This is a genomic window from Bifidobacterium sp. MSTE12, assembly GCF_000513015.1.
Taxonomy (GTDB): domain Bacteria; phylum Actinomycetota; class Actinomycetes; order Actinomycetales; family Bifidobacteriaceae; genus Bifidobacterium; species Bifidobacterium dentium.
Genome location: NZ_AZYA01000034.1, coordinates 303,685 through 325,566 on the forward strand (window position 1 = coordinate 303,685; position 21,882 = coordinate 325,566).

The 21,882-nt window shown below is 56.5% G+C and carries 21 protein-coding genes and 5 tRNA genes; 11 read left to right on the forward strand and 15 right to left on the reverse strand.

Annotation, left to right across the window (positions count from 1 at the left end):
* The first annotated feature begins 74 nt into the window (after window positions 1-74).
* A complete protein-coding gene (locus tag HMPREF1494_RS11790; RefSeq protein ID WP_003841723.1) occupies window positions 75-356 on the forward strand; it encodes a hypothetical protein in 282 nt (93 codons plus the stop codon).
* Here the strand turns inward: HMPREF1494_RS11790 and HMPREF1494_RS07940 are convergent.
* Window positions 273-1,217: an MIP/aquaporin family protein gene (locus tag HMPREF1494_RS07940; RefSeq protein ID WP_034521798.1), complete on the reverse strand. Its 945-nt coding sequence runs from the start codon at window positions 1,215-1,217 to the stop codon at window positions 273-275. The two genes, HMPREF1494_RS11790 and HMPREF1494_RS07940, sit on opposite strands and share 84 nt — an antisense overlap.
* Before the next feature lie 139 nt (window positions 1,218-1,356).
* On the opposite strand from HMPREF1494_RS07940, the gene HMPREF1494_RS07945 reads away from it, so the two are divergent.
* Entirely contained in the window at window positions 1,357-2,130 is a 774-nt protein-coding gene (locus tag HMPREF1494_RS07945) for a pseudouridine synthase (RefSeq protein ID WP_003841727.1), read from the forward strand.
* A complete protein-coding gene (gene der, locus HMPREF1494_RS07950; RefSeq protein WP_034521800.1) occupies window positions 2,127-4,256 on the forward strand; it encodes a bifunctional cytidylate kinase/GTPase Der in 2,130 nt (709 codons plus the stop codon). The genes HMPREF1494_RS07945 and der overlap by 4 nt, the downstream gene beginning before the upstream one ends.
* Before the next feature lie 79 nt (window positions 4,257-4,335).
* Here the strand turns inward: der and HMPREF1494_RS07955 are convergent, their stop codons facing one another.
* Both HMPREF1494_RS07955 and HMPREF1494_RS07960 read right to left on the reverse strand, forming a co-directional pair.
* Entirely contained in the window at window positions 4,336-4,761 is a 426-nt protein-coding gene (locus HMPREF1494_RS07955; RefSeq protein ID WP_003840123.1) for a hypothetical protein, read from the reverse strand.
* A gap of 211 nt (window positions 4,762-4,972) precedes the next feature.
* Window positions 4,973-5,049, reverse strand: a tRNA-Pro gene (locus HMPREF1494_RS07960).
* A 183-nt stretch (window positions 5,050-5,232) separates the two neighbouring features.
* Between HMPREF1494_RS07960 and HMPREF1494_RS07965 the strand changes: the two genes are divergently transcribed.
* The 6 genes from HMPREF1494_RS07965 (at window position 5,233) to HMPREF1494_RS07990 (ending at window position 12,957) form a co-directional block, all read left to right on the forward strand.
* Window positions 5,233-6,681, forward strand: a complete 1,449-nt coding sequence (locus HMPREF1494_RS07965; protein ID WP_034521804.1) for a UTP--glucose-1-phosphate uridylyltransferase — start codon at window positions 5,233-5,235, stop codon at window positions 6,679-6,681.
* A gap of 138 nt (window positions 6,682-6,819) precedes the next feature.
* Window positions 6,820-8,736 (forward strand): helix-turn-helix transcriptional regulator, encoded by a 1,917-nt coding sequence (locus HMPREF1494_RS07970; RefSeq protein WP_034521807.1) that lies wholly within the window; start codon window positions 6,820-6,822, stop codon window positions 8,734-8,736.
* Between the two features lie 9 nt (window positions 8,737-8,745).
* Window positions 8,746-9,063 carry a hypothetical protein gene (locus HMPREF1494_RS07975; RefSeq protein WP_003841735.1) on the forward strand — a complete coding sequence of 106 codons (318 nt, stop codon included), beginning with the start codon at window positions 8,746-8,748 and terminating at the stop codon, window positions 9,061-9,063.
* Window positions 9,064-9,115: 52 nt separating this feature from the next.
* The gene (locus tag HMPREF1494_RS07980; RefSeq protein WP_396334918.1) at window positions 9,116-11,689 is read left to right on the forward strand and encodes a DEAD/DEAH box helicase; all 2,574 of its coding nucleotides are present in this window, start codon (window positions 9,116-9,118) and stop codon (window positions 11,687-11,689) included.
* A 91-nt stretch (window positions 11,690-11,780) separates the two neighbouring features.
* The gene (locus HMPREF1494_RS07985) at window positions 11,781-12,128 is read left to right on the forward strand and encodes an RNA polymerase-binding protein RbpA (RefSeq protein ID WP_003841738.1); all 348 of its coding nucleotides are present in this window, start codon (window positions 11,781-11,783) and stop codon (window positions 12,126-12,128) included.
* A 103-nt stretch (window positions 12,129-12,231) separates the two neighbouring features.
* Entirely contained in the window at window positions 12,232-12,957 is a 726-nt protein-coding gene (locus HMPREF1494_RS07990; protein WP_034521815.1) for an HAD hydrolase-like protein, read from the forward strand.
* 133 nt (window positions 12,958-13,090) lie between these two features.
* On the opposite strand, the gene HMPREF1494_RS07995 is transcribed toward HMPREF1494_RS07990, so the two are convergent.
* The 9 genes from HMPREF1494_RS07995 to HMPREF1494_RS08030 form a co-directional block, all read right to left on the reverse strand.
* A complete protein-coding gene (locus HMPREF1494_RS07995) occupies window positions 13,091-13,474 on the reverse strand; it encodes a hypothetical protein (RefSeq protein ID WP_034521818.1) in 384 nt (127 codons plus the stop codon).
* Between the two features lie 89 nt (window positions 13,475-13,563).
* Window positions 13,564-14,187, reverse strand: a complete 624-nt coding sequence (locus HMPREF1494_RS08000; RefSeq protein WP_012902150.1) for a MerR family transcriptional regulator — start codon at window positions 14,185-14,187, stop codon at window positions 13,564-13,566.
* Window positions 14,188-14,283: 96 nt separating this feature from the next.
* On the reverse strand, window positions 14,284-14,721 hold the full coding sequence (locus tag HMPREF1494_RS08005; RefSeq protein WP_033488966.1) for an FHA domain-containing protein: 438 nt from the start codon (window positions 14,719-14,721) through the stop codon (window positions 14,284-14,286).
* 74 nt (window positions 14,722-14,795) lie between these two features.
* Window positions 14,796-14,984 carry a hypothetical protein gene (locus HMPREF1494_RS08010; RefSeq protein ID WP_003840143.1) on the reverse strand — a complete coding sequence of 63 codons (189 nt, stop codon included), beginning with the start codon at window positions 14,982-14,984 and terminating at the stop codon, window positions 14,796-14,798.
* A gap of 104 nt (window positions 14,985-15,088) precedes the next feature.
* Complete coding sequence (locus tag HMPREF1494_RS11895) at window positions 15,089-15,217, reverse strand: hypothetical protein (protein WP_003840145.1); 129 nt, start codon at window positions 15,215-15,217, stop codon at window positions 15,089-15,091.
* A 512-nt stretch (window positions 15,218-15,729) separates the two neighbouring features.
* Window positions 15,730-15,805 (reverse strand) — tRNA-Val (locus HMPREF1494_RS08015).
* Window positions 15,806-15,834: 29 nt separating this feature from the next.
* A tRNA-Val gene (locus HMPREF1494_RS08020) sits at window positions 15,835-15,906 on the reverse strand.
* A gap of 42 nt (window positions 15,907-15,948) precedes the next feature.
* Window positions 15,949-16,019, reverse strand: a tRNA-Cys gene (locus HMPREF1494_RS08025).
* Window positions 16,020-16,049: 30 nt separating this feature from the next.
* Window positions 16,050-16,122: transfer RNA gene (locus HMPREF1494_RS08030), tRNA-Gly, on the reverse strand.
* 228 nt (window positions 16,123-16,350) lie between these two features.
* Between HMPREF1494_RS08030 and HMPREF1494_RS08035 the strand changes: the two genes are divergently transcribed.
* On the forward strand, window positions 16,351-17,172 hold the full coding sequence (locus HMPREF1494_RS08035; RefSeq protein ID WP_003841745.1) for a PAC2 family protein: 822 nt from the start codon (window positions 16,351-16,353) through the stop codon (window positions 17,170-17,172).
* A 101-nt stretch (window positions 17,173-17,273) separates the two neighbouring features.
* Here HMPREF1494_RS08035 and HMPREF1494_RS08040 read toward each other — a convergent pair whose 3' ends face one another.
* Entirely contained in the window at window positions 17,274-18,155 is an 882-nt protein-coding gene (locus HMPREF1494_RS08040) for an undecaprenyl-diphosphate phosphatase (RefSeq protein ID WP_034521823.1), read from the reverse strand.
* Between the two features lie 101 nt (window positions 18,156-18,256).
* On the opposite strand from HMPREF1494_RS08040, the gene HMPREF1494_RS08045 reads away from it, so the two are divergent.
* Window positions 18,257-19,093, forward strand: a complete 837-nt coding sequence (locus HMPREF1494_RS08045) for a fructosamine kinase family protein (protein WP_081724130.1) — start codon at window positions 18,257-18,259, stop codon at window positions 19,091-19,093.
* 91 nt (window positions 19,094-19,184) lie between these two features.
* On the opposite strand, the gene dnaJ is transcribed toward HMPREF1494_RS08045, so the two are convergent.
* Together dnaJ and hrcA are read right to left on the reverse strand one after the other, a co-directional pair.
* The gene (gene dnaJ / locus HMPREF1494_RS08050) at window positions 19,185-20,333 is read right to left on the reverse strand and encodes a molecular chaperone DnaJ (protein ID WP_034521831.1); all 1,149 of its coding nucleotides are present in this window, start codon (window positions 20,331-20,333) and stop codon (window positions 19,185-19,187) included.
* A gap of 52 nt (window positions 20,334-20,385) precedes the next feature.
* The gene (gene hrcA / locus HMPREF1494_RS08055) at window positions 20,386-21,513 is read right to left on the reverse strand and encodes a heat-inducible transcriptional repressor HrcA (protein ID WP_171843643.1); all 1,128 of its coding nucleotides are present in this window, start codon (window positions 21,511-21,513) and stop codon (window positions 20,386-20,388) included.
* Window positions 21,514-21,882: the final 369 nt, after the last annotated feature.

The window sequence follows — 21,882 nt, forward strand, 5'->3', positions numbered from 1 at the left end:
GAAGACGACGGACGCCACACTTTGTTATGATTGCTGCGCTACGTTTATGAACATCGAGGAAGGTGCACCGGTCGATGAAGCATCCTTACGTTTCCGAAGATCACGAGGGCAAGCCTTGGTTCGAGTGGCTGGTGGCGGCCAGTGTGGCGGTTGCCGCATTGTCTGCGTTTCTCGGGTACACAAAAGCCGCCACCGTGGTTATCGCGGTGACGGCTCTGATCACGGGACTGGTTCGGCTGGTATTACGCGAACGCAGTCCGTGGAAAGTGCGGTCAGTTGTTTTCGATGCCTTCATCGGCATCGCTCTGGGAATCGGACTGCTTGTCCTGCTCATCCTGTTCCCCGTCGGCATGTAGGTCTTCCTCGGTTTCGGATGATTCCTCTCCCTGAGCGTCATCGCCTTCATCGGCCTTGGCGTTCTTCTTGTTCGGGGAGAGCATCATGGTAAAGACGATGATTACCAGAGCCACGACGGCTGCAGCGAGAACCGGACAGATCCAGAACACCCACAGCTGCTGCAGCGGTTCCTCGTTAAGACCTTGATTTTGAGCGAAGATCGCAATGCCGGTGGCTCGTGCCGGATTCAAAGCGGCTCCCGTCACCGGATAGGTGATGGTGGTTCCCACCGCATAGGCCAAGCCCATGGCAATGGCATGCTTGGTGTTGGATTCACCACGCTCACCCATGCTACGCATGGCGGTGGCGACAATGATCAAGCCGGCGATCAGCTCGACGACGACGGCCAGGGTGATGCCGAAACTCAGACCGAGACTGGACAGGGTGGAGTAGGATATGGAGGCTTTGTCGAAACCGTTGACGGCCAACGACAGCCAGCTTTTAAAAGGAACCTGTTCGGATGTCGGCAGCAGAAAACGGAGGGCCGCGCCGGCACCGATACCGCCCAGCAACTGGGCAATGATATAGAGGATGCCGTCAAGCACGTGCGTTTTGCCAGTCAGCATCGCGGCAATGGAAACGGCGGGATTGAATTGTCCACCGGAAATCTTGCCGAAAACCAAGGTCATCACGGCGTATGCCGCACCGGTCATCAATGCGATGAACGCCATGTTCAGGTTGGAAACAATGGCATCGAGCGTGCAGATCGTATAGATGGCGAAGCAGATGAAGAAGCTTCCCACCAGCTCGGCGCCCACGCGTACGGCCAACGGTTGTTTTTTGGATTCCTCGGGTACTGGCATTGCCTCAGCAGCTGTCATAGTCTTTCCTCTGTCATATAGTTAATTGGTTGTAGGCACGCAAAGGTCCTACCAAACGACTGCCATAGTACCAGCAGCTCCTGCAAGAGCGGTGCATGGCACCGAAATCCGATTATTATCCGGCCACGTTGGGAGAACGATGCCAAACGCATATTCCCGCGCCGCCAAGGCGCACGATAACAACAATGAAGGTATCCGCCTGCAGAAGCTGCTCGCACAGGCAGGTTTCGGATCCCGCCGCAAATGCGAGGAAATCATCACCGACGGACGCGTCGAGATCGACGGTGAACTCATCACCGAGCTCGGCACCCGAGTCGATCCGAAGCACCAAGAGGTTCGAGTGGATGGTTCCCGCGTTCGCGTGAATCCCAATCATGTCACACTCGCCCTGAACAAGCCGAAGCGTGTGCTGAGCGCCATGGATGACCCGAAGGGACGTTACACCCTGCGCGATATCGTCGGCGACAAGTACGAGCGCATCTTCCACATGGGGCGTCTGGATTACGACTCCGAGGGTCTGATTCTCATGACGAACGACGGCGAACTCAGTCAGCATGTCATGCACCCCAAGTATGAGGTCGAGAAGACCTACATCGCTACCCTCGACGGTCGTATCAGCGGCACGGTCTGCCGCCGTCTGGTCACTACCGGCGTGCAGCTCGACGACGGGTGGATCAAACTCGATCGTTGCGCCATTCTCGATTCCAGCCGTGACAGCACATTGGTGAAAGTGGTGCTGCATTCCGGCAAGAACCGCATCGTACGTCGTATCTTCGGCTCAATCGGCTTCCCGGTCAGGCGTTTGGTCCGTACGCAGATCGGTCCGATCAAGCTTGGCGATTTGAAGTCCGGTACGTACCGGGTGCTTTCGCAGGTCGAGGTGCGTTCCCTGTCGAAGGCGGTGGGACTGTGATCCGTGTAGCTATCGATGGTCCTGCGGGAGTGGGCAAATCCTCTACTTCCAAAGCCTTGGCCAAATATTACGGCTTCGCATATCTCGACACCGGCGCCATGTACCGTGCCTGCACTTGGTGGTGTCTGCATAAGGGCATTGATCTGGATGCCGACATCGTGGACGAACAGGTCATCACCGAAACCGTAGGGGAGTTCTTTACTGAAGGGCATTTCGACATCAGTGTCGACCCGGATAATCCGAAGGTCACGGCGGATGGCGTTGATATCAGTGCCGAAATTCGTTCCTCTGAGGTATCATCCCATGTTTCCAAGGTGTCCAATGTTATTCCGGTGCGCCATGTGCTGATTGCGGCGCAACGTGCCTATATCGCACGTGAAGCTTCGGCGGACTCCTTCTCGAGAGGACTCGGCGTGGTCGCCGAAGGCCGTGACATCACCACCGTGGTGGCCCCCGACGCAGAAGTGAGAATCCTGCTCACCGCTCGTGAAGAGGTGCGTCAAGCCCGTCGCGCAGGACAGTCCGCTTCCGGAGTTGGCAACGAAAACGTCGCGGCACGGGACAAGGCCGATTCCAAGGTCACTAATTTCACTTCCGCGGCTGAAGGCGTGCTCACCGTAGACAATTCCGACTTGGAGTTCAGCGAGACGTTGGACGTGCTCGTGCGCATTGTTGACGATGCCATCGAGGAGCAGGAATACCGCCAATATGTTGCCAACCTGGACGATTATGAGCTGGATGAGGGCGACGAAGGTCTGATTGACGGCTCTTCGTTCGTTGGAGGCGATCTTCAGGCCGGTCCGAAGCCTGTAGGTGTGCTGGCAGTGGTCGGCCGTCCGAACGTGGGCAAATCCACACTGGTGAACCGTATTCTCGGTCGTCGTGCGGCAGTGGTGGAGGACACGCCGGGCGTGACCCGCGATCGCGTAAGCTACGATGCGGAATGGTCTGGCACCGATTTCAAATTGGTCGATACCGGCGGCTGGGAAGCTGACGTTGAAGGCATCGAATCCGCCATCGCCTCGCAGGCGCAGATGGCCGTGCAGTTGGCCGACGCCGTAGTGCTCGTTGTCGACGGGCAGGTGGGACTCACCTCCACTGACGAACGTATCGTGAAGATGCTACGTGCCTCCGGCAAACCGGTGACATTGGCGGTGAATAAGGTGGACGATCGCGAAAGCGAATATCTGACCGCCGAATTCTGGAAGATGGGTCTGGGCGAGCCGTATGGCATCTCCGCCATGCATGGGCGCGGTATCGGCGAATTGCTCGATGTCGCATTGGAGTCGTTGAAGAAGGCGAAAAAGACCTCCGGATTCCTTACGCCGTCGCATTTGCGTCGGGTGGCTTTGGTCGGTCGCCCGAACGTCGGCAAATCTTCGCTGCTCAACCAGTTGGCACATGAGGAACGTTCCGTGGTCAATGATTTGGCCGGAACCACCCGTGACCCGGTTGATGAAGTCGTGACCGTGGATGGCGAGGATTGGCTGTTCATCGATACCGCCGGCATCAAGCGCCGTCTGCACAAGCTGTCCGGTGCCGAGTATTTCTCGTCACTGCGCACGCAGGCCGCCATCGAACGATCCGAACTCGCGTTGGTATTGTTCGATGCTTCGCAACCGATTTCCGATCAGGATCTGAAGGTCATGAGTCAGGCTGTGGATGCGGGCCGCGCCATCGTGCTCGTGTTCAACAAGTGGGATCTTATGGATGAATTCGACCGTCAGCGCATGGAACGCCTGTGGAAGACCGAATTCGACCGTGTGACTTGGGCGCAACGCGTAAACCTGTCGGCCAAGACCGGTTGGCATACCAACCGTCTTGCCAATGCCATGCGCGGTGCGTTGGAATCTTGGGACAAGCGTATTCCGACCGGTAAGCTCAACGCGTTTTTGGGCAAGATTCAAGCCGCGCATCCACATCCGTTGCGTGGTGGCAAGCAGCCGCGCATCCTGTTCGCCACGCAGGCTTCGACGCGCCCGCCTCGCTTCGTGATTTTTGCCACCGGCTTCTTGGAGCATGGCTATCGTCGATATATCGAACGCTGTCTGCGTGAGGAGTTCGGTTTCGATGGCTCACCCGTCCAGATTTCGGTGAACATTCGCGAAAAGAAAAAGCGCAAGTAAACGAATGGTTGCCCGTCTCATGTGAGGCGGGCAACCATGTTGTATGCGAACTTCCTCATACCGTCATGCTGTTCTCCGGTCAGAACAACGGCGTTTCCTCCTCATCGCGAGATTCCAAGTATCCGCTCACGGCACGACGCGCCAACGAACTCAATGAGATGGCATCCCGTTCGGCGCGACGTCGCGCACGCAGCCCCAGATCATAGGGGAGTCGGATCTTCCACTCATCGCCCAGTTGCTCGCGATCATCGCCGTTCTTCGGCATACGTCCCAAACGTACTTTGTCGTCACCCGCATTGAGATCATCCCGTTCCAAGGCTCTGCGGGTCAGTTCGGTGAGCGTGATGCCGTCATGCCTCGCCCGTTCGCGAGCCTCGATGCCAAGCTCCTTGGGCAATCGAATCTTCCATTCGTCTTCCTGTTGGACGTGTTCGTCGAAAACATGTGCCAGATCGTCGATGTCATCGAATTGCGGCTGCCTCTCCTTCGGCCCCAAATCAATCACCTCTCATTGCAGATATTCTCTTCCGGGCACGGAAAAACCCGAAGTTTTCGGATTTTATTCTATCAGGAACGATTCATGGACATGGATTATGTTGCCGATGCCGTTGTCTACGAACACGAAAGGACTCTGAAAAACACCCGTAAACGGTTACGTATGTGTACGGAAGTTTGCGCATGAAAGAACCCCGAAACCGTTGAGATTCCGGGTTTTTTGGTCGGACCAGCGGGATTTGAACCCGCGACCCCTTGACCCCCAGTCAAGTGCGCTACCAAACTGCGCTATGGTCCGAACGGTGCGAGGCACCGAATGAGAAATCTAGCATATCTCATGATGATTTTCAAACGCAACGTGTCGCGCTGATGTCGTCGTGTGGCATTTGTGATGAATTCGCCCCCCGTTGCATGTTCAACCGGCATCATGAACCGAGAATGTCGTAAGATGACTACACTGTTGTTACTAGACCGATGCCCGATGCGAAAGGGAGCCACATTGACTGAGGACATATTCGAACAGTCCGCCGCAAAGATGCGTGAGCACGGAATGACAGATATGGCCGTTGCCCAGTTCAAACGCCTATACGAGGTCTGGCGGAACGAGGAGGCCAGCAGTTGGATTCGTGAGGAAGAGGTCGAGCCACTTACCGGCGTGCCAAGTTTCCATGATGTGTACGAGACCATCAACCATGACAAGGCGGTCGACGCCTTCGCACAGACCGCTTTCCTGAAGCTGAACGGCGGTCTTGGCACCTCCATGGGCCTGGATTGCGCCAAGTCGTTGTTGCCCGTACGCCGCCATAAGGCGCGCCAGATGCGTTTCATCGACATCATCATCGGTCAGGTGCTTACCGCCCGCACTCGTCTGGGCGTAGAACTTCCGCTCACCCTGATGAATTCCTTCCGTACGTCCGACGACACCATGAAGGTGCTGCGTTCCAACAAAAAATTCCATCAGGACGAGATTCCGATGGAAATCATCCAACATCAGGAGCCGAAGATCAGTGCCAAAACCGGACTTCCGGTTTCCTTCCCCTCGAATCCCGAACTCGAGTGGTGCCCGCCGGGGCATGGAGACCTGTTCTCCACCATTTGGGAGTCCGGCCTGCTTGACAGGCTTGAGGAGCGGGGCTTCAAGTATCTGTTCATTTCCAACTCCGACAATCTGGGTGCGCGACCGTCCCGTACGCTCGCCCAGCACTTCGAGAACACGGGCGCACCATTCATGATCGAGGTCGCCAAACGCACGCCGGCTGACCGCAAGGGCGGCCATATCGTACGCGATAAGGTGACCGGACGTCTCATGTTGCGCGAGATGAGCCAAGTGCATCCTGAAGACAAGGATGACGCCCAGAACATCGACAAGCATCCGTACTTCAACACCAACAGCATCTGGGTGCGCATCGATGCGTTGAAAGCCAAGCTTGCCGCGTACGATGGCGTATTGCCTCTGCCGGTGATTCGCAACAAGAAGACCGTTGATCCCACCGATTCGACCAGCGAGCCGGTCATTCAGCTGGAAACGGCCATGGGTGCGGCCGTCACGCTATTCGACGGTGCAACCTGCGTATGCGTGGACCGTATGCGCTTCCTGCCGGTCAAGACCACGGATGATCTGTTCATCATGCGTTCCGATCGTTTCCATCTGACCGATCAGTATGAGATGGAGGATGGCAACTACATTTTCCCCACGGTGCATCTCGACGCACGCTATTACAAGAACATCCATGATTTCGACACGCGGTTCCCGTATTCCGTGCCGTCGCTTGCCGCCGCCAATTCGGTAACCATCGAGGGGGACTGGACGTTCGGCAGGGATGTCATGATGTTCGGCGACGCGCGGCTTCCCGATCAGGATGAGCCAAGTTATGTGCCAAACGGTGAATACGTTGGGCCGCAAGGCGTCGAGCCGGATGATTGGGTCTGAAACGAAGCTATGCCCAACACGAAAAACACCGTTTTTTCGTAAATTGAACGCGCTACTCGCGAAAACCCTCTATCATGGAATGAGGTGTGGCATTAAGCCGCACACTTACAACGAAACGTTAACGAGACGTGAGGACTAATGGCAGAGGGCAGTAACGGAAGGCGGCGTTTTTCCGACAAGTGGGGCAAGCACGAGCTCGATGTATTGGCTGTGCTGTCTTCAGCTTTCCCGCAATGGCTTACCTCCCGCCAGATCGCCCAGCGCGTGAAGGCGTACGCCGATTCCTATGGCGAACTGGCCGATCAGGCGGCGAAGGCGGCGTTTGCCAAGCAATTCCAGCGCGATCGCGCCAAGCTGGCAGCCATGGGCATCGCCATCGAATCCCGCCAACCGGAGTATTCTTCGAAGTCTGAGGGCCAGGATTTCGCCTCATATCGTCTGCAACTGGGCGATGAGCCCCGTGTTCGACTGCGCTTTGCGCAGGAGGATCTTCCCGTTCTCGCCGCAGCGAATTATCTGGCTCGTTCCATGTCGATCTCCTCGGCCCCCGTGCAACAGGTGCAACATACCTCCCGTACGGCGCCGCGTGTGCCTCAGACCCCGATTCCTGGTCTTGGACTGGATTCCATCGCGCCGGGCCTTGGCACTCAGTCCATTCCCGACGAACTCGTCAAGGTGGTCGATCAGCGTCGCTTCGCCGCAACCGTGGATGTCGACGGTGAACATCTCAATGTCGCCTACACCGATTCGGACGATTTGGCCATGTTCGTGCTCAGCCATCCGGGCGCATGCATCATCAGCCCTCAAGAGGCCGTTGACGCGTTCAATCGGCGTCTGAACGCCGCGACACAGTTCCAACCGGCCGATGAATCCGCTGGCAACAACCGTTCCGCCGTCATCTCACCGGAAATCAATCGTAACAACACGGATGATGACGATTCCGAAGAGGGCAAGGGGCGCCCAAAGAAGAATTCCTCGTTCCAGACCGGTAGCGAGGTCGATCGCAGACTGCGTCTGATGCTGTTCCTTTCGGCGCATCTTGGCGAGGAGTATTCGTTGGAGGAGCTGGCCGAACGTTTCATCGGCAAGCCGAAGTCCGACGATGAGATGAAGAAGTACGTCAACGTCATCCATAAGGACATCAATACTCTTACCACGGTTTCGGACGATGGCGAGATGGCGGGTAGCCAATTCTTCGACATCGACTGGTCGCTGCTGGACGCTGAAGGCATCGTGTCCGCCACGAACTCGCTCGGTCTGGAGCGTCTCGCCGGCATCTCCCAGCAATATCTGAGCATGCTGACCGCTTCGGTAAGCTATCTGGCCCATTCGCCGCTGTTGCCGGATAAGCAGCGCGGCCAAGCTGAATCCCTGTATCATCGCCTGCGTCAGCATGTTGAACCCGGTCAGATGCCTTGGCTCAGTCTGACCGGCTATGAGATGGAACCGCGTAACTTCTCCATCGTCAAGAGCGCCATCTCAAAGGGAGCCCTTCTTGACATGGAGTACACCGATGGCGCGGGGAACACTCGTCGTAAGCTTGTCGCACCCGATAAGATCTTCGTCGATGAAGGAGTGTACTTCGTTGCGGTATGGACCGACGTGGCCAATGCCGCACCGAAGGACAGGCAGCGATTCGTCAAGAAAGACACTACGATCAACAAGGCCAACGGCAAACCTCGTATCTGGCAGGTGTTGCGCATCTCCCGTATCGAGAAGGCCGAACTGGTGGAGCCGGTCGAAAAGATCGACATTCCCGACGTGCCGGTGTCCGAGTTGCGCAAGTGGAGCTTTGATAATGGCACCGCGGCCGTGTTCATCACCAACCAAGCCGATCTGCCGTTCATCGATCGGCTTCCCGGTGCCACCGTCGAGCAATGTGGCGATGGCAAGAAGGTGCATCTGATTGTCTCTTCCGACTCCTGGTATGTCGCTTTCTGCATTTCACACGCTCGCCATATCACCGCGGTCGCGCCGGAAACCCTGCGTACGATGATCATCGCGCGAGCCCAGCATGAGCTTAGCGTCAGCGATCATGAGAGCGAAGACCGATAGGAGAGCGACATGCCTTGGTGGATTTGGCTTCTGCTCGCCCTGTTCATGTTGTCGATGATTGTCGCCGGCTGCATCTACGTGGTGTTGCACGGCTATCATGCGTTCAAGGACATTGCGCAAGTGGGAAGCCGCGCCGGAGAACGTTTCGCAGCCATGGGGGACACGTTGCCCGTTGAACAGGCGAATTCGGCACCGTTCTTCACCAGACCGTTGCGAGACGCCGCCGATCGCTATGTAGACGCCCATGCCCAGGTCATCGAACGTCGTGAGGCGAAACGCGAGCGTCATGCCGCTCAGTGGAGACGCTGGAAGCATTTCAACGACTGAACAATACTCTTAAGGAATCATGACTCATCATCGTCACCGGCGTAACGGTTCCATGGATGTCACCAGCACCAATGCGACCGTGGAACCGTCACCGTCACAGCGCTACGCCATGTTCAAGCAGACCCAGCGCAAGCAGGGTATGGCCGCTACGCGATTTGCGCAATCCATGCCATTCGAGCTTGACGATTTCCAGATGGAAGCCAATGAGGCGCTGGAAGCCGACAGCAATGTGCTGGTTGCCGCCCCGACGGGTGCGGGCAAGACCGTCGTTGCCGATTTCGCCATCTATCTGGCGCAGGAACGTAATGTCAAGGCGTTCTACACCACGCCGATCAAAGCACTGAGCAACCAGAAATATCATGATTTGGTGAATCAGTATGGGCAGGATCGGGTGGGCCTGCTTACCGGCGATACGTCCATCAATTCCGAGGCCGATATCGTGGTCATGACCACCGAAGTGCTGCGCAACATGTTGTACGAACACTCCATGACGCTTGAAGCGTTGCGTTACGTGATTCTCGATGAGGTGCACTATCTTGCGGACCGATTCCGTGGACCGGTATGGGAAGAAGTGATCATCCATCTGCCGCAAAGCGTGAAAATCATCGGTCTTTCCGCCACGGTGTCGAATGTGGAGGACTTCTCCAATTGGATCGTCTCGGTGCGAGGGGACACCAAACTGATCGTTTCGGAAAAGCGTCCTGTTCCGTTGGAGCAACATGTACTTGTGCAGGCGGATGACCGGACCGAACCGGAGCTCATTGATCTGTACCGTCGTGATGCGCATGGTGATCAGACAGTCAAGCTCAATGCGCAACTGCTGAACCGCCTTGATCAGCTCGATCGTCAGGCAGCACGCAGGCAAGGGGCGCAACGTCCGGAGAGACGTAAGGGCAAGGGGAAGGGCCCGTGGCATGACCGGGAATCCTCACATAAGGTGGAGCGGCATACTCCCAAACGCTGGGCCGTAGTGGACGAGCTGAACTTTCTCGATATGCTGCCCGGCATCTATTTCATCTTCTCCCGTAATGGCTGTGACCAGGCCGTCGAACAGTGCATCAACGCCGGTCTGGAGCTGACCAGCAACGGTGAGGTGCGCCGCATTCGGCGCATTGTCGATGAGATGATCGATGGACAGCTCAGCCAAGAGGATTTGAAGGCTCTGCATTTTTCGCAGTTCCGCTTTGCCTTGGAGGAAGGATTTGCACCGCATCATGCCGGCATGATCGCCTTGTTCCGTCAGATTGTCGAACGTTTGTTCGAGGAAGGTCTTGTCAAAGTGGTGTTCGCCACGGAGACACTGGCTTTGGGAATCAATATGCCGGCGCGTTGCGTAGTGGTCGAGAAACTTGAGAAATACGACGGCACCGGGCACGTCGGGCTTACGCCGGGGGAGTTCACCCAGCTGACCGGACGTGCGGGACGTCGTGGCATCGACACCATCGGCCATGCCGTGGTTGTCGACCATCGCGGTTTCGTGCCGGCCACCGCCGCCGCATTGTCCAGCAAACGTGTGTACCCGTTGCATTCCAGCTTCCGTCCGACTTTCAACATGGCCGTCAACCTGCTGAATTCCAGTGACTATGAAACGGCCCGCATCACCCTTGACCATTCATTCGCGCAATGGGAGGCCAATGAATCGGCATGGCAACTCGAAGCCCAGATGGATACGTTGAAGAAGGCTCTTGAGGGGTACGAACATGCCTTTACCTGTGAATTCGGCGATTTTGCTGATTTCATGCGTCTGCGTATGCGGCTAAGCGAGCTGGAAAAGAATGAACGGCGCCGACTCAAGCATGAGGTTTTCCGCACGCAGAGCGAACGCAGCCAGGCGTTCATGGATCTTGACGAAAAAATCGCGGCAATGCGTGAATTGGATCGCAATCATCCATGCCGTAAATGCCCTGATCTGCAGCAGCATCTCAAATGGGGGCATCGTTGGTCGCGTGAAATGCGCGAACTGGAACGGGTGCGGCATCGTTATGAATCGCGCACCGGATCGGTGGCACGGCAGTTCGACCATATTTGCACCGTATTGGAGGAACTCGGTTATTTGGAACGTGATTCGGACAAATCACGGCATGCGGATTACCTACTGACCGAGCGCGGCCAACTGTTGCGTCATCTGTACAGCGAACTTGATCTGGTGTTGGCGCAAGCGATCGACGAAGGAGCCTTCGACGGGCTTGACGCGCCGGAACTGGCCAGCGTCCTGTCGTCGCTCATCTATGAAGCGCGTGGGGGAAGCGGGGGAGAGCCCCGCCGTTACCCCGGTGGCATCCAAGGCAACGTTGCCGTCTGCGCGGCACAGTTGCGCGGCGTACACGCGAAGATCGCCATGATGTGCGAGGACCATGCCCTTGAAGAGCCCCGGCAGCTTGATTTCGGCATCGCTGACATCGTTTACGAATGGGCTCAGGGTGAAAGTCTGTCGCGCGTGTTGTACGGCACCGATCTGACCGGAGGCGATTTCGTGCGTAATTGCAAGCGCTTGGCCGATGTACTTCAGCAAATCGCCGTCGCCGAACCATATCTGACGAAACGTGCCGGAACGTTGGCGCTGGTGGCCAAACAGGCGATGGAAGCCGTAAATCGTGGCGTCGTCGCGTATTCAGGGGTCGACTGACGCCCGTTTGCATACCGGTTGTTGGAATAATCGACACGTCCGAACTGTTCTGTAGCGTAGACAGAGCAACAATCCAAGGAGGCAAAGGCAAATGGCAGAACGCAGTCTGCGAGGCATGAGCATCGGCGCAAAATCGCTGGAATCCGATGACAACGTGGATTTCGCGGCACGCAACGACATCGCATACGTATGTCCGAAAGGTCACCGAACCATTCTGCCATTCGCCGAAGGCGCCGAAGTGCCTGACGAATGGGAGTGCCGTTGCGGTGCTGTGGCGCACCGTGAAGGCGATGAGGATCGTCAGGCCGATGAAATCAGCAAACCGACCCGTACCCACTGGGATATGCTGTTGGAACGTCGTAGCGAGGACGAGCTCAAGACCCTGTTGGAGAAGCGGCTGCAGATGCATCGTGACGGCTGGTTCCCGGATTACGAGTGACCTGAAGCTGAACAACACATGAACACCTTGCCCGGTCATAACGACCGGGCATAATTATTTCCGGTATCACATGAAATCAAGGAATCAGAGGAGAACAAACCTCATGTCTGAACATCCGAAAAAAGTCGTACTGCTCGATCTCGACGGCACGTTGACCAAATCCGATCCGGGCATTATCGGATGCGTGGTCAAGGCCTTCCAAGAAATGGGATATCCAGTTCCCGATGCCGACGAGCTGCAACGTTTCATCGGCCCGGCCATCAGCGAATCCATGCAACGTAACGGCGTTCCGGACGACGAACTCGATAAGGCCGTTACCGTCTATCGCAAATACTACGCTGACGAAGCCGTATTCGATGATCCCAACAACCCAGGGCAGAAAGTGCCGGGACGTCTCAACAACACCATCTACAAAGGCATTCCCGAACAGCTTGCCAGGCTACGTGCGGACGGATATCGTCTGATTATCGCCAGCTGCAAGCCGCAGTACCAGTGCATTCCGATTTGCGAGCATTTCCATCTCGACACCATGGTCGATGGCATTTATGGAGCCAGCAAGGACAATTCGCGTCTCGACAAGGATCAGGTAATCCGTTGGGCGTTCGAGCATATCGGGTACGACGAATCCGCCGGAGACAAAGCCTTGATGGTCGGCGATCGCTGGACCGATGCCGACGGCGCCAAGGCATGCGGTTTGGATTGCTTGGGATGCGGTTGGGGTTACGCTGAATCCGGAGAACTGCAGGAGCATGGCGTGTATCGCATCATCGATACCGTGGACGAGTTGGCGCAGGCCGTTGAGGAATACTTCAACTCATACTCCCGATAATGTACGTTATGTCAGAAAATAATTTCCGTCTGCCCTGACATAACGCCGCCCGGTTATATCGGCCCGCCCCTTTTGGGCTTCGCCTGGCATAACCGGGCGTTTTTCGATTTCGGCCTCACGGTCGTAGTCATCATCATTCGGACTCGTTGTCAGACTCGCCGATCCGGTTGAGTTTGCGTTCCATTTCGCTCGCCATGCCTTTTCTGGCCTGTAGGTACATGAACACCAGCTCGGCGGCTATCAGCACGATCATGACCACCGCCGACGGCCATCCCATATGCTCGTAGAAACGCCGGAATCGCATCGACATACTTTCCTCGAACAAGGAATACAGCGGATACGGCAATGCTCCGAGCACCAATGACGCGAAGTGCAATCCGATGATCGACCATCGCACCGGATATACCGGACGTTCCTTATGCGAAAAAAAGCCTCCACGAATCGAACAGATCGAACATATGTTCACTGCAATGACGGCGGCGATGACCCAAAGCAAGACCGGCAGAATATCGAGCATGCGTCACTCCCCTGATGATTATTCCATTAACTTTCGATCGCCTAGGATGCCATCCTACACACGCGGTCTTACACGACTCCCGGCAATTCCTATCTGCCACTGGCGGCCCTGGCCTTACGCTGCGCTTCAAGTTTTTTCCGCATCCGCATGGCCGCGATGTCATCAATCGGTCGCTTGCCATCCGTACTGGTCTGCAGTTTCGTCAGGTCGACATATTCCTCATGATCCAGCGCATTCTTGATTTGACGCCATAACGAGCCTACGGACACACCGAATATCGCCTTGCCGCTTTGCAACAGTTCGATCATCTGTTCGCTGGTGGTGCATTCATGCACTTCCTGACCGTCACACATGATGGTGATGCCTTCCAGCTGCTCGATCGTACGCTGTGTCAGGAATCCAATGGCCGTGGTCACGTTCTGCAGATTGATGCCGGCATCCAACAGTTTTTTGGAGACCGCCAGAATCACCACATCCTTGAATGAATACAGACGCCGTGAACCGGATCCATGCGAAGGCGTGATCGATGGTTCTACGATCTGCTTACGAGCCCAATAATCAAGCTGTCTATAGGTGATGCCGGCAACTTTCGACGCCACGGTACCGCGATAGCCTCGTGTAACGTTCTGCGTGTCGGTTGCAGGAAACAACTCCCCCTGCACCGCTTGGGGCGCGCGCAGATGCAACTGCATTGTTGACTCCGCATCACTCATCGTATTCTCCCTATGAACTGCTACGCCCATGAGATTCATACGAAGCCCATGGGCGCGATGCCGCTGTTCACAGTCTATCCCGCATCATGCGGAATATCAGGCAATGACGGCGGAGTTGGTGAAATAGACCAGACGGAACTTGCCGATCATAATCTCGTCGCCATTGTTCAGCTGCTTCTGATCGACACGTTGACGATTTACGTATGTGCCATTCAGACTACCGGCGTCAATGACGGAATATGCACCATTGACCCTGCGGAACACGGCATGGGAACGCGAAACCGTGGAGTCATCCAACAGAATGTCCGCACGCGGATCACGTCCCACGGTAATCTCATCTTCGTCGAGCAGATAACGCGAACCGGAAACCGCTCCCCTAGTCGAGATCAACAGCGCCGTGCCATCGGACAGACGCATGATCGTATCGAGGTCCTCCTTCGTCAAAGGACGGTCTCCGGTGGAGGTTACCGGTACAGTAATTGCAGGAAGACCGATGATGGTCGTTTCGCCTGCGCTTGGAATCGGATCAGTCATATTCGCCATTCTATACATTCCCTTTGCATATAGCCGGTATTGTCTTGGCCATGGTCACGAATCATACACTGCTTTCATGCGTGGGCTTTGTCTATGATCGACACGAATTCGTCATGTGGCAGCATATCGTCATAGCTACGCCAACGGCGTTCCAGCTCCTTGTTCGCCTCATCATGCTGTCTGTCTCCCAATGCGGCATAGGCCTCCAATTCATTCGGCCCCATGGCGTTGACAGGCTGGTTGAGATTCAACGATTCGTTCATAATCGTCCATTCTAATGTCACCAACCATGGCAAACCATGAAAAAACGCCTGACGACATGGAAAATATGCCGCCAGGCGTTTGTTAACAGGTGGTGCGCTTAGTTTCAGCGCTGATCCAGCATCTCCTGCAGAGCCTTGTTGACCGACGGAGAGCCCGCGGCCATGGACAGGGTGTTGATGCCGTTGATTTCGAAGCCGCGCTTGATGGCGGAGAAAATCTTGTTCTTATTCATGTTGTATTCCTCAATTCCTATAAAGACTGTTGTTTGCGATTAACGATAGCGATTGCGTCGCAAAGCTTTGCTCGCGGGGCCTGATCAGCGGTTGTTGAGCAGCTCGTGCAGAGCCTTGCCTGCGGACGGAGTGTTGACCGCCATCAGACCGTTGATTTCGAAGCCGCGCTTGATGGCGGAGAAAATCTTGTTGTCGTTCATGTTGTTTCCTTACTTGCTGTTATTCTGTGACGCACCCTGCGTCCTGCTATCTTCTGTTGTGTACGTTGTCCACTATAGAGGCCCGCTCAGTGAAAGTCATGGTCTCCTCGTTCGATTTCTTGTATTTTCATCGGTTATTCTTGAGATTGCGCAAAACTGGCTCGTTATCCAGATATCAGTTGACCGCCATGTTCCACAGACTCGCGGCGACGTGGAGGCCTGCGTCGGCATCGCCGCTGCCGTATGGTCACGCCCCGTCACGGGCCTCGGGCAATCCAATAACAAAAAAGCCGTCCATACGGACGGCTTCATGGTGGGTGATATAGGAATCGAACCTATGACCCCTTCCGTGTGAAGGAAGTGCGCTAGCCGCTGCGCCAATCACCCATGTTGGTTTATATGGAGTCAAACTCCAGTGGGCGATACAAGATTCGAACTTGTGACCCCTTCCGTGTCAGGGAAGTGCGCTACCTCTGCGCCAACCGCCCGGGTCATACCATTCCGCAGAACATACGATTCTGTTTCATGAGAGGTGGGTACGAGAGTCGAACTCGTCTATACGGCTTTGCAGGCCGCTGCCTAACCGCTTGGCTAACCCACCATAAAGGTTGACATCAATTCGGAACCTTCGAGCGGACAACGGGACTCGAACCCGCGGTCTCAACCTTGGCAAGGTTGCGCTTTACCAACTAAGCTATGTCCGCATGATACCGGCAGTATCACTGCCTGAGCACGAGTATCTACTATAACCACATCCGTGTGATTTGCAAGTCAGCGTGTCGTATGCCGAAACCCGCTATCCCTAATACCACCCTTCACGGCATGATCAAGAATCGCAAATCCTTGCATTTCAGGCTATTCACCGATGGCATAAGCATTTCGTCACCCCACGATTTCGCGCTACATTAATGCTATGTGTGAAGGAGCCAACAATGCCTAAGACAGTAATGCTTGCCGCATTCGAAGGATGGAACGATGCATGCCAAGCGGCTACGAACGTCATTCGACACCTGGTCTCACGATATGATTCGCAGGAAATCCGGCATATCAACGACGAAGGTTTCTACGACTATCAGGTCGCCCGTCCGATGATCTGTTCGGTACAAGGTCGCAGGCGTATCATCTGGCCGCAAACCACCTTTTACGACATCACCATTTCCCCTGAGACGCACTTTCTCGCGCAAATAGCTCCGGAACCGAACTACCGGTGGGAGGAATATTGCCGGAAGACGCTGCGCATAGCCGAGGATTATGACGTGAACGAAATCGTCACCCTAGGTTCCATGTTCGCCGACTGTCCGCATACCAGACCTCTTCCGTTGGACATCTCCAAGGGTGACTGCGAATGCGAGCTCGACAAGAAGTACAATGGCCCGATCGGCATTCCCAACATCCTCGACGCGATCGCCGCCGACAACGGTTTCTCCACCACGTCAATGTGGGTATCAGTGCCGCAATATTTCAATAACGTCGAATGCATGCAGGGCACGTTGGAGCTGGTTCACGCGCTGTCCATTCTGCTGAAACAACCCCTCAATGAGGGAGAACTCGCCAATAAGGCCATGCAATGGCGCAAAGAAGCCGATGACATGGTCGAAAACATGCATACCGGTGATTACATCAGACAACTTGAACGCGAATACGATCTCAACGTCAAAGCCCGGGAAATCGCATCGAACGGCACTCCCGCATGCGAGCAGCTGATTCAGGAGGCCGAGGCTTTTCTCAGGAATCAGCCTTTCGCCGAACACTGATTCGCCATTCGTAATGGCGAAGGATACGGATACGGGTGGGTCCCTGCCATCGTTAGGACGGCAGGGACCCACCCGTATCCGAGAATCGTAGCGCGGTACGATCAGGCTGCGGCCATCTCCAACGGGGAGATGACGCCGCAGATCAGCAGCAACGCCACAACCACGGCAAGCGCAATGCGGTAGATGGCGAAGGCCTTGTATGAGAAGGTGGACACGAACTTCAGGAAGCCGATGATCACCACATAGCCGACGACAAAGGCCACGATGGTGGCGGCAATGGTGGCACCCCAGCCGGGGAACATGCCCGCATCACCCGCAGCCACATCCTTGACTGCGGAGACGGCTTCGAGAATACCCGCACCGAATACGGCCGGAATGGCCATCAGGAAGCTCACGCGCACGGCGGCCTCACGGGTATAGCCCATGGCGCGGCCGAAGGTGATGGTGCCTCCGGAACGGGAAACGCCGGGAATCAGGGCGAGCATCTGACCGATGCCGAAGACCAGTGCGTCCTTCCAGGTCATCTCCTCCATGGTTTTGATCTGCTTGGCGCGGGCATCGACCACCCACAGCAGCACGCCGAACAGTGCCAGCACGGTCACGGTGATCCACAGGTTGCGCAGTGAAGTTTCAATGACATGTTTGAACAACACGCCGGCGATGAGGATCGGCATGGTGCCAAGGATGATGAACCAGCCCATCTGGGTGTCACGGTTATGCGCGCCCATACGGCTCTTGAAGTCCTTGCCCTCTTTGCCGAACAGGGAGCCAAACCAGGCGCCAAGAATACGAATGATGTCGCGGCGGAAGTACAGGATTACGGCCAGTTCAGTACCGATCTGGATAATGGCGGTGAAGGCCGCGCCGGGGTCGGACCCCAACATCAGATCACCGACGATGCGGATATGCGCGCTGGAGGAAACCGGCAGGTATTCGGTCAATGCCTGCACCAGTCCTAGGAAAATCGCTTGGAAGAAATTCATGAACCCTCTTTATGTGTTCGTCTGTTTTCCGAGCACCAGCGTAGCGAATGGTGCCTAAATTTCTCATCGATTTCACAGGGTTGTCTCAATCCGCGCACACAATGGGAACCGTCAATCACAAGCAATGTGGTACCAAGGAGCACGACATGGAGAAATATCGCAAGAGCAGGGCATTCAGCCCGGACGGCTTCTTCGAATGCGAAGGTCGTGGCCTTCAATGGCTTGGCGCAGCGCACGCCCAGGGTGGCCCCCGCGTGGTCGAGGTCTATGAGTGGGGCAGGGACTTTCTTGACATCGAACGCGTGAACTCCTGTTCCCCCACTCCCAAGGCCGCTTACGATTTCGGCGCCGCACTGGCCCGCATGCATGATTCCGGTGCGGAGTTCTTCGGTTCGGCTCCCGCCGGTTACATGGGTACCTGCTATTTCGGACCGCTGCAGGATCCGGTGCCTATGGATTGCGGTACGTGGACCGATCCGGCCACTTATCTGGCGGAAGGCCGTCTTCGCCCGATGGTCGAACTTGGCATTCGTCGACGAGAGCTCACCGATGCCGATATGGACCTGACCGAGGAGGTGATTCAGGCGCTCCCGGAGATTCTCGGTCGTGCGGCCGCGGATAAGCCCGCACGCGTACATGGTGACCTGTGGAGTGGCAACGTGATGTGGACCGCCGATTCCGGTTCCGTCGAAGCCGTGCTGATCGATCCCGCCGCGCATGGCGGCCATCGCGAAGAGGATCTCGCCATGCTCAATCTTTTCGGCATGTCCTATCTCACCGAAATTCTGGACGGCTACCAGTCGGTACACCCGCTCAAGGCGGGTTGGCAGGAACGTACCACATTATGGCAGCTGTATCCGATCGCCGGGCATTGCGTCTTTTTCGGCGGCGGATATGTCAGCCAATATCGCGCCATGTGCCGTGCCCTGCTGCGGTAGCCGTGCGATGACGAACTAACGAAAAAGGGTGTTTCGAAGCATATGATTCGAAACACCCTGACGATGTGTGGGTCTCAAGCGGAGCGATCGTCTAGCGCAACGCATCCTTGAGCTTGGAGAAGAAGCCCTTCTTCGCGCCCACGGTCGGACGAGAGCTCTGCGGCACATGGGATGCGCCAGCATCGTGGCTGGCTGCGAACTGTTCCATCAGGGAACGTTCGTCGTCGCTGAGCTTGGTCGGAATCTGCACCACGACATGCGCCACAAGGTCGCCACGGTCACCGTTGCCGTTCATATGCGTGATGCCGAGATTCTTCAGGGTCACGGTATCCTCCGGCTGGCATCCGGCCGGAACGCTGACGGATTGCGGTCCGTCGAACGTGTCGATTTCAAGGTCATGCCCCAATACGGCCCAGCTCATGGGCACCTGAATCCAGCAATGCAGGTCGTCACCGTCACGGGTGAACGTATCATCCGACGAGATGCGCACATCGACATACAAGTCGCCGGCGACACCGCCGTTCTCGCCAACCTCGCCCTGATTGGCGAGTCGAAGACGCGTATTGTTGCCGATGCCTGCGGGAATGGAGACGCCGACATTGCGCGTGGTGCGCACACGACCATGGCCCAGGCAGGAGGGGCAGGGATTTTCGATGACGGTGCCGTGTCCCTCGCAACGCTCGCAGGGGGCGGTGGTCATCATCTGGCCGAGCATGGTCCTGACTACACGCTGCGCAAAGCCCTTGCCATGGCATTCGGGGCATTGCGTCGGCTGGGTACCTTTCTGGCAACCCGTACCGGCGCATTCCTGACACAGGCCGAAGGTGTTGATTCTCACATGCGCGGTGTCGCCGAACACGGCCGTCTTCAAATCGATGGTCACACTGGCCAAGGCATCTCGACCAGGTTGGGTACGCGGACGCGGGCCGGCTCCGGCACCACCGCCGAAGGCACCGCCGGTGAAGATGTTCAGGAAGTCACCCATATCCCCGAAACCGGCGCCTCCGAAGCCTCCTGCGCCGCCGTTCGGATCGTTCGGGTCCACGCCGGCATCGTACATCTGTCGTTTCTGCGGGTCGGACAACACCTCGTACGCGTTGTTGACTTCCTTGAATTTGTCCTCAAATTCCGGACCTGCGATATCGGGATGATATTTGCGGCTCATCTTGCGATAGGCCTTTTTGATCTCATCATCACTGGCAGATCGGTCAACGCCCAGTACTTCGTAGTAATCCGTCACAGTCGCTCTTTCTCCCTATTGGTTCCGCGTGCCATTGTGCCATAAGGCGGGGTCAGTCGTTGGTATGGCGCTCATCGTGCGCAAGAAACGCCGTCAGGTAACGGGCGACCGCTCTGACGGCCGCCATGGTAGTCACGTAATCCATGTGCGTCGGCCCGATGGATCCGACGAATGCCACCGGTTCGGTGACGGGTTCCGTCTGAATTTCGTCGCCGAAATCGTTGATTTCACTGCGATTGTCAGTGCCCATACCACCTGCATTGCCGGCGGAGGTACGGCCATAGCCACTGGTGACCACCGAAGCGTGCAGCAGTCCCGGCGTATGAGTCTCCGAACCGATGGCCACGCCCACCCCGGCGGATTGCGCGGTCTCGCTCAACGAGCTCATCAATTTCATCAGCACGACCTGTTCCTCCAGTGCGTCGAACAGCGGCGCCAGATCGGCGACGGTATGCTGATGCGCCAGCCGCGACGTGCCAGCCATGTACAGTTCACCCGCACGCTCATCATCCGCCATGCCGTCGAAGGCCTGCGCCAGCGTCTCCGTCAAGGCGCTGATGGAACGATAGGCATCACGCGGCCCCATACGGCGTACGTAGTCGGCGGTCTGGGCCAGGGAGACCCCTGCGCATTGCGTATTGATCTCATTGACCAGATGAGCGAGCACGGTCATATCCGGCAGTTCGGCGACGTTTAGAATATGCTGGGCGACGCGCCCGGTGTCGGTGATGACCACCGCCAGCAACGTATTGACGGAGACCGGCACGATTTCAACATGCCGTAGCATCGATTTGGACAACGACGGCGCGGCGACCACGGCCACCTGCCCGGTGATCTGTGCCAGCAGACGTGCGGCACGCTGCAACGTGTCCTGAAGGTTGACCGATCCCGACAGAAAGCTGTTGATGCCTCGACGCTGCGCCTCGGATAGCGGCATGACGGTCGCCAGCCGATCCACGAAATAACGGTACCCCTTTTCCGTCGGAATCCTGCCCGCCGAAGTGTGTGGCTGAATCAGATAGCCCTCATCCTCCAGTGCGGCCATATCGTTTCGCACCGTCGCCGAACTCACGCCCAGATCATGATCTCTGGTCAGCGTGGTCGATCCAACGGGTTCCTGCGAGCGAATATAGTCCTCGACTACGGCACGCAACACCAGCATGCGTCTCGACTGCGTCATGCGCGCCCCCTTGGTATATAAGACATGAGTGTGCGCGGCACGGCCGAACGGGATCGAAACGCACCGCCTCATCATTACGACACTCCTATTGTTTTAGCACTCCTCGGCCGGGAGTGCTAATCGTTCGCTTCGAGAGTACAGCCCCGCTGCGTCTCCGCAGCCGTTCTTCTCAAATAACCGGCGCATTCCCAATGCGAACAGTGCAAATGCACGGAAATGTTCATTGTGAACGCTAACAGAACACAACTTACCAAAACACGCCAAAATATCACTGCTACGTCATCGCGCATCGCTACTATGGGATACGCAATGTGAGGGCGTCAAGCGCTCGGCACAAGCCGGATACGCGGCCCGACCAATTGGAAGGAA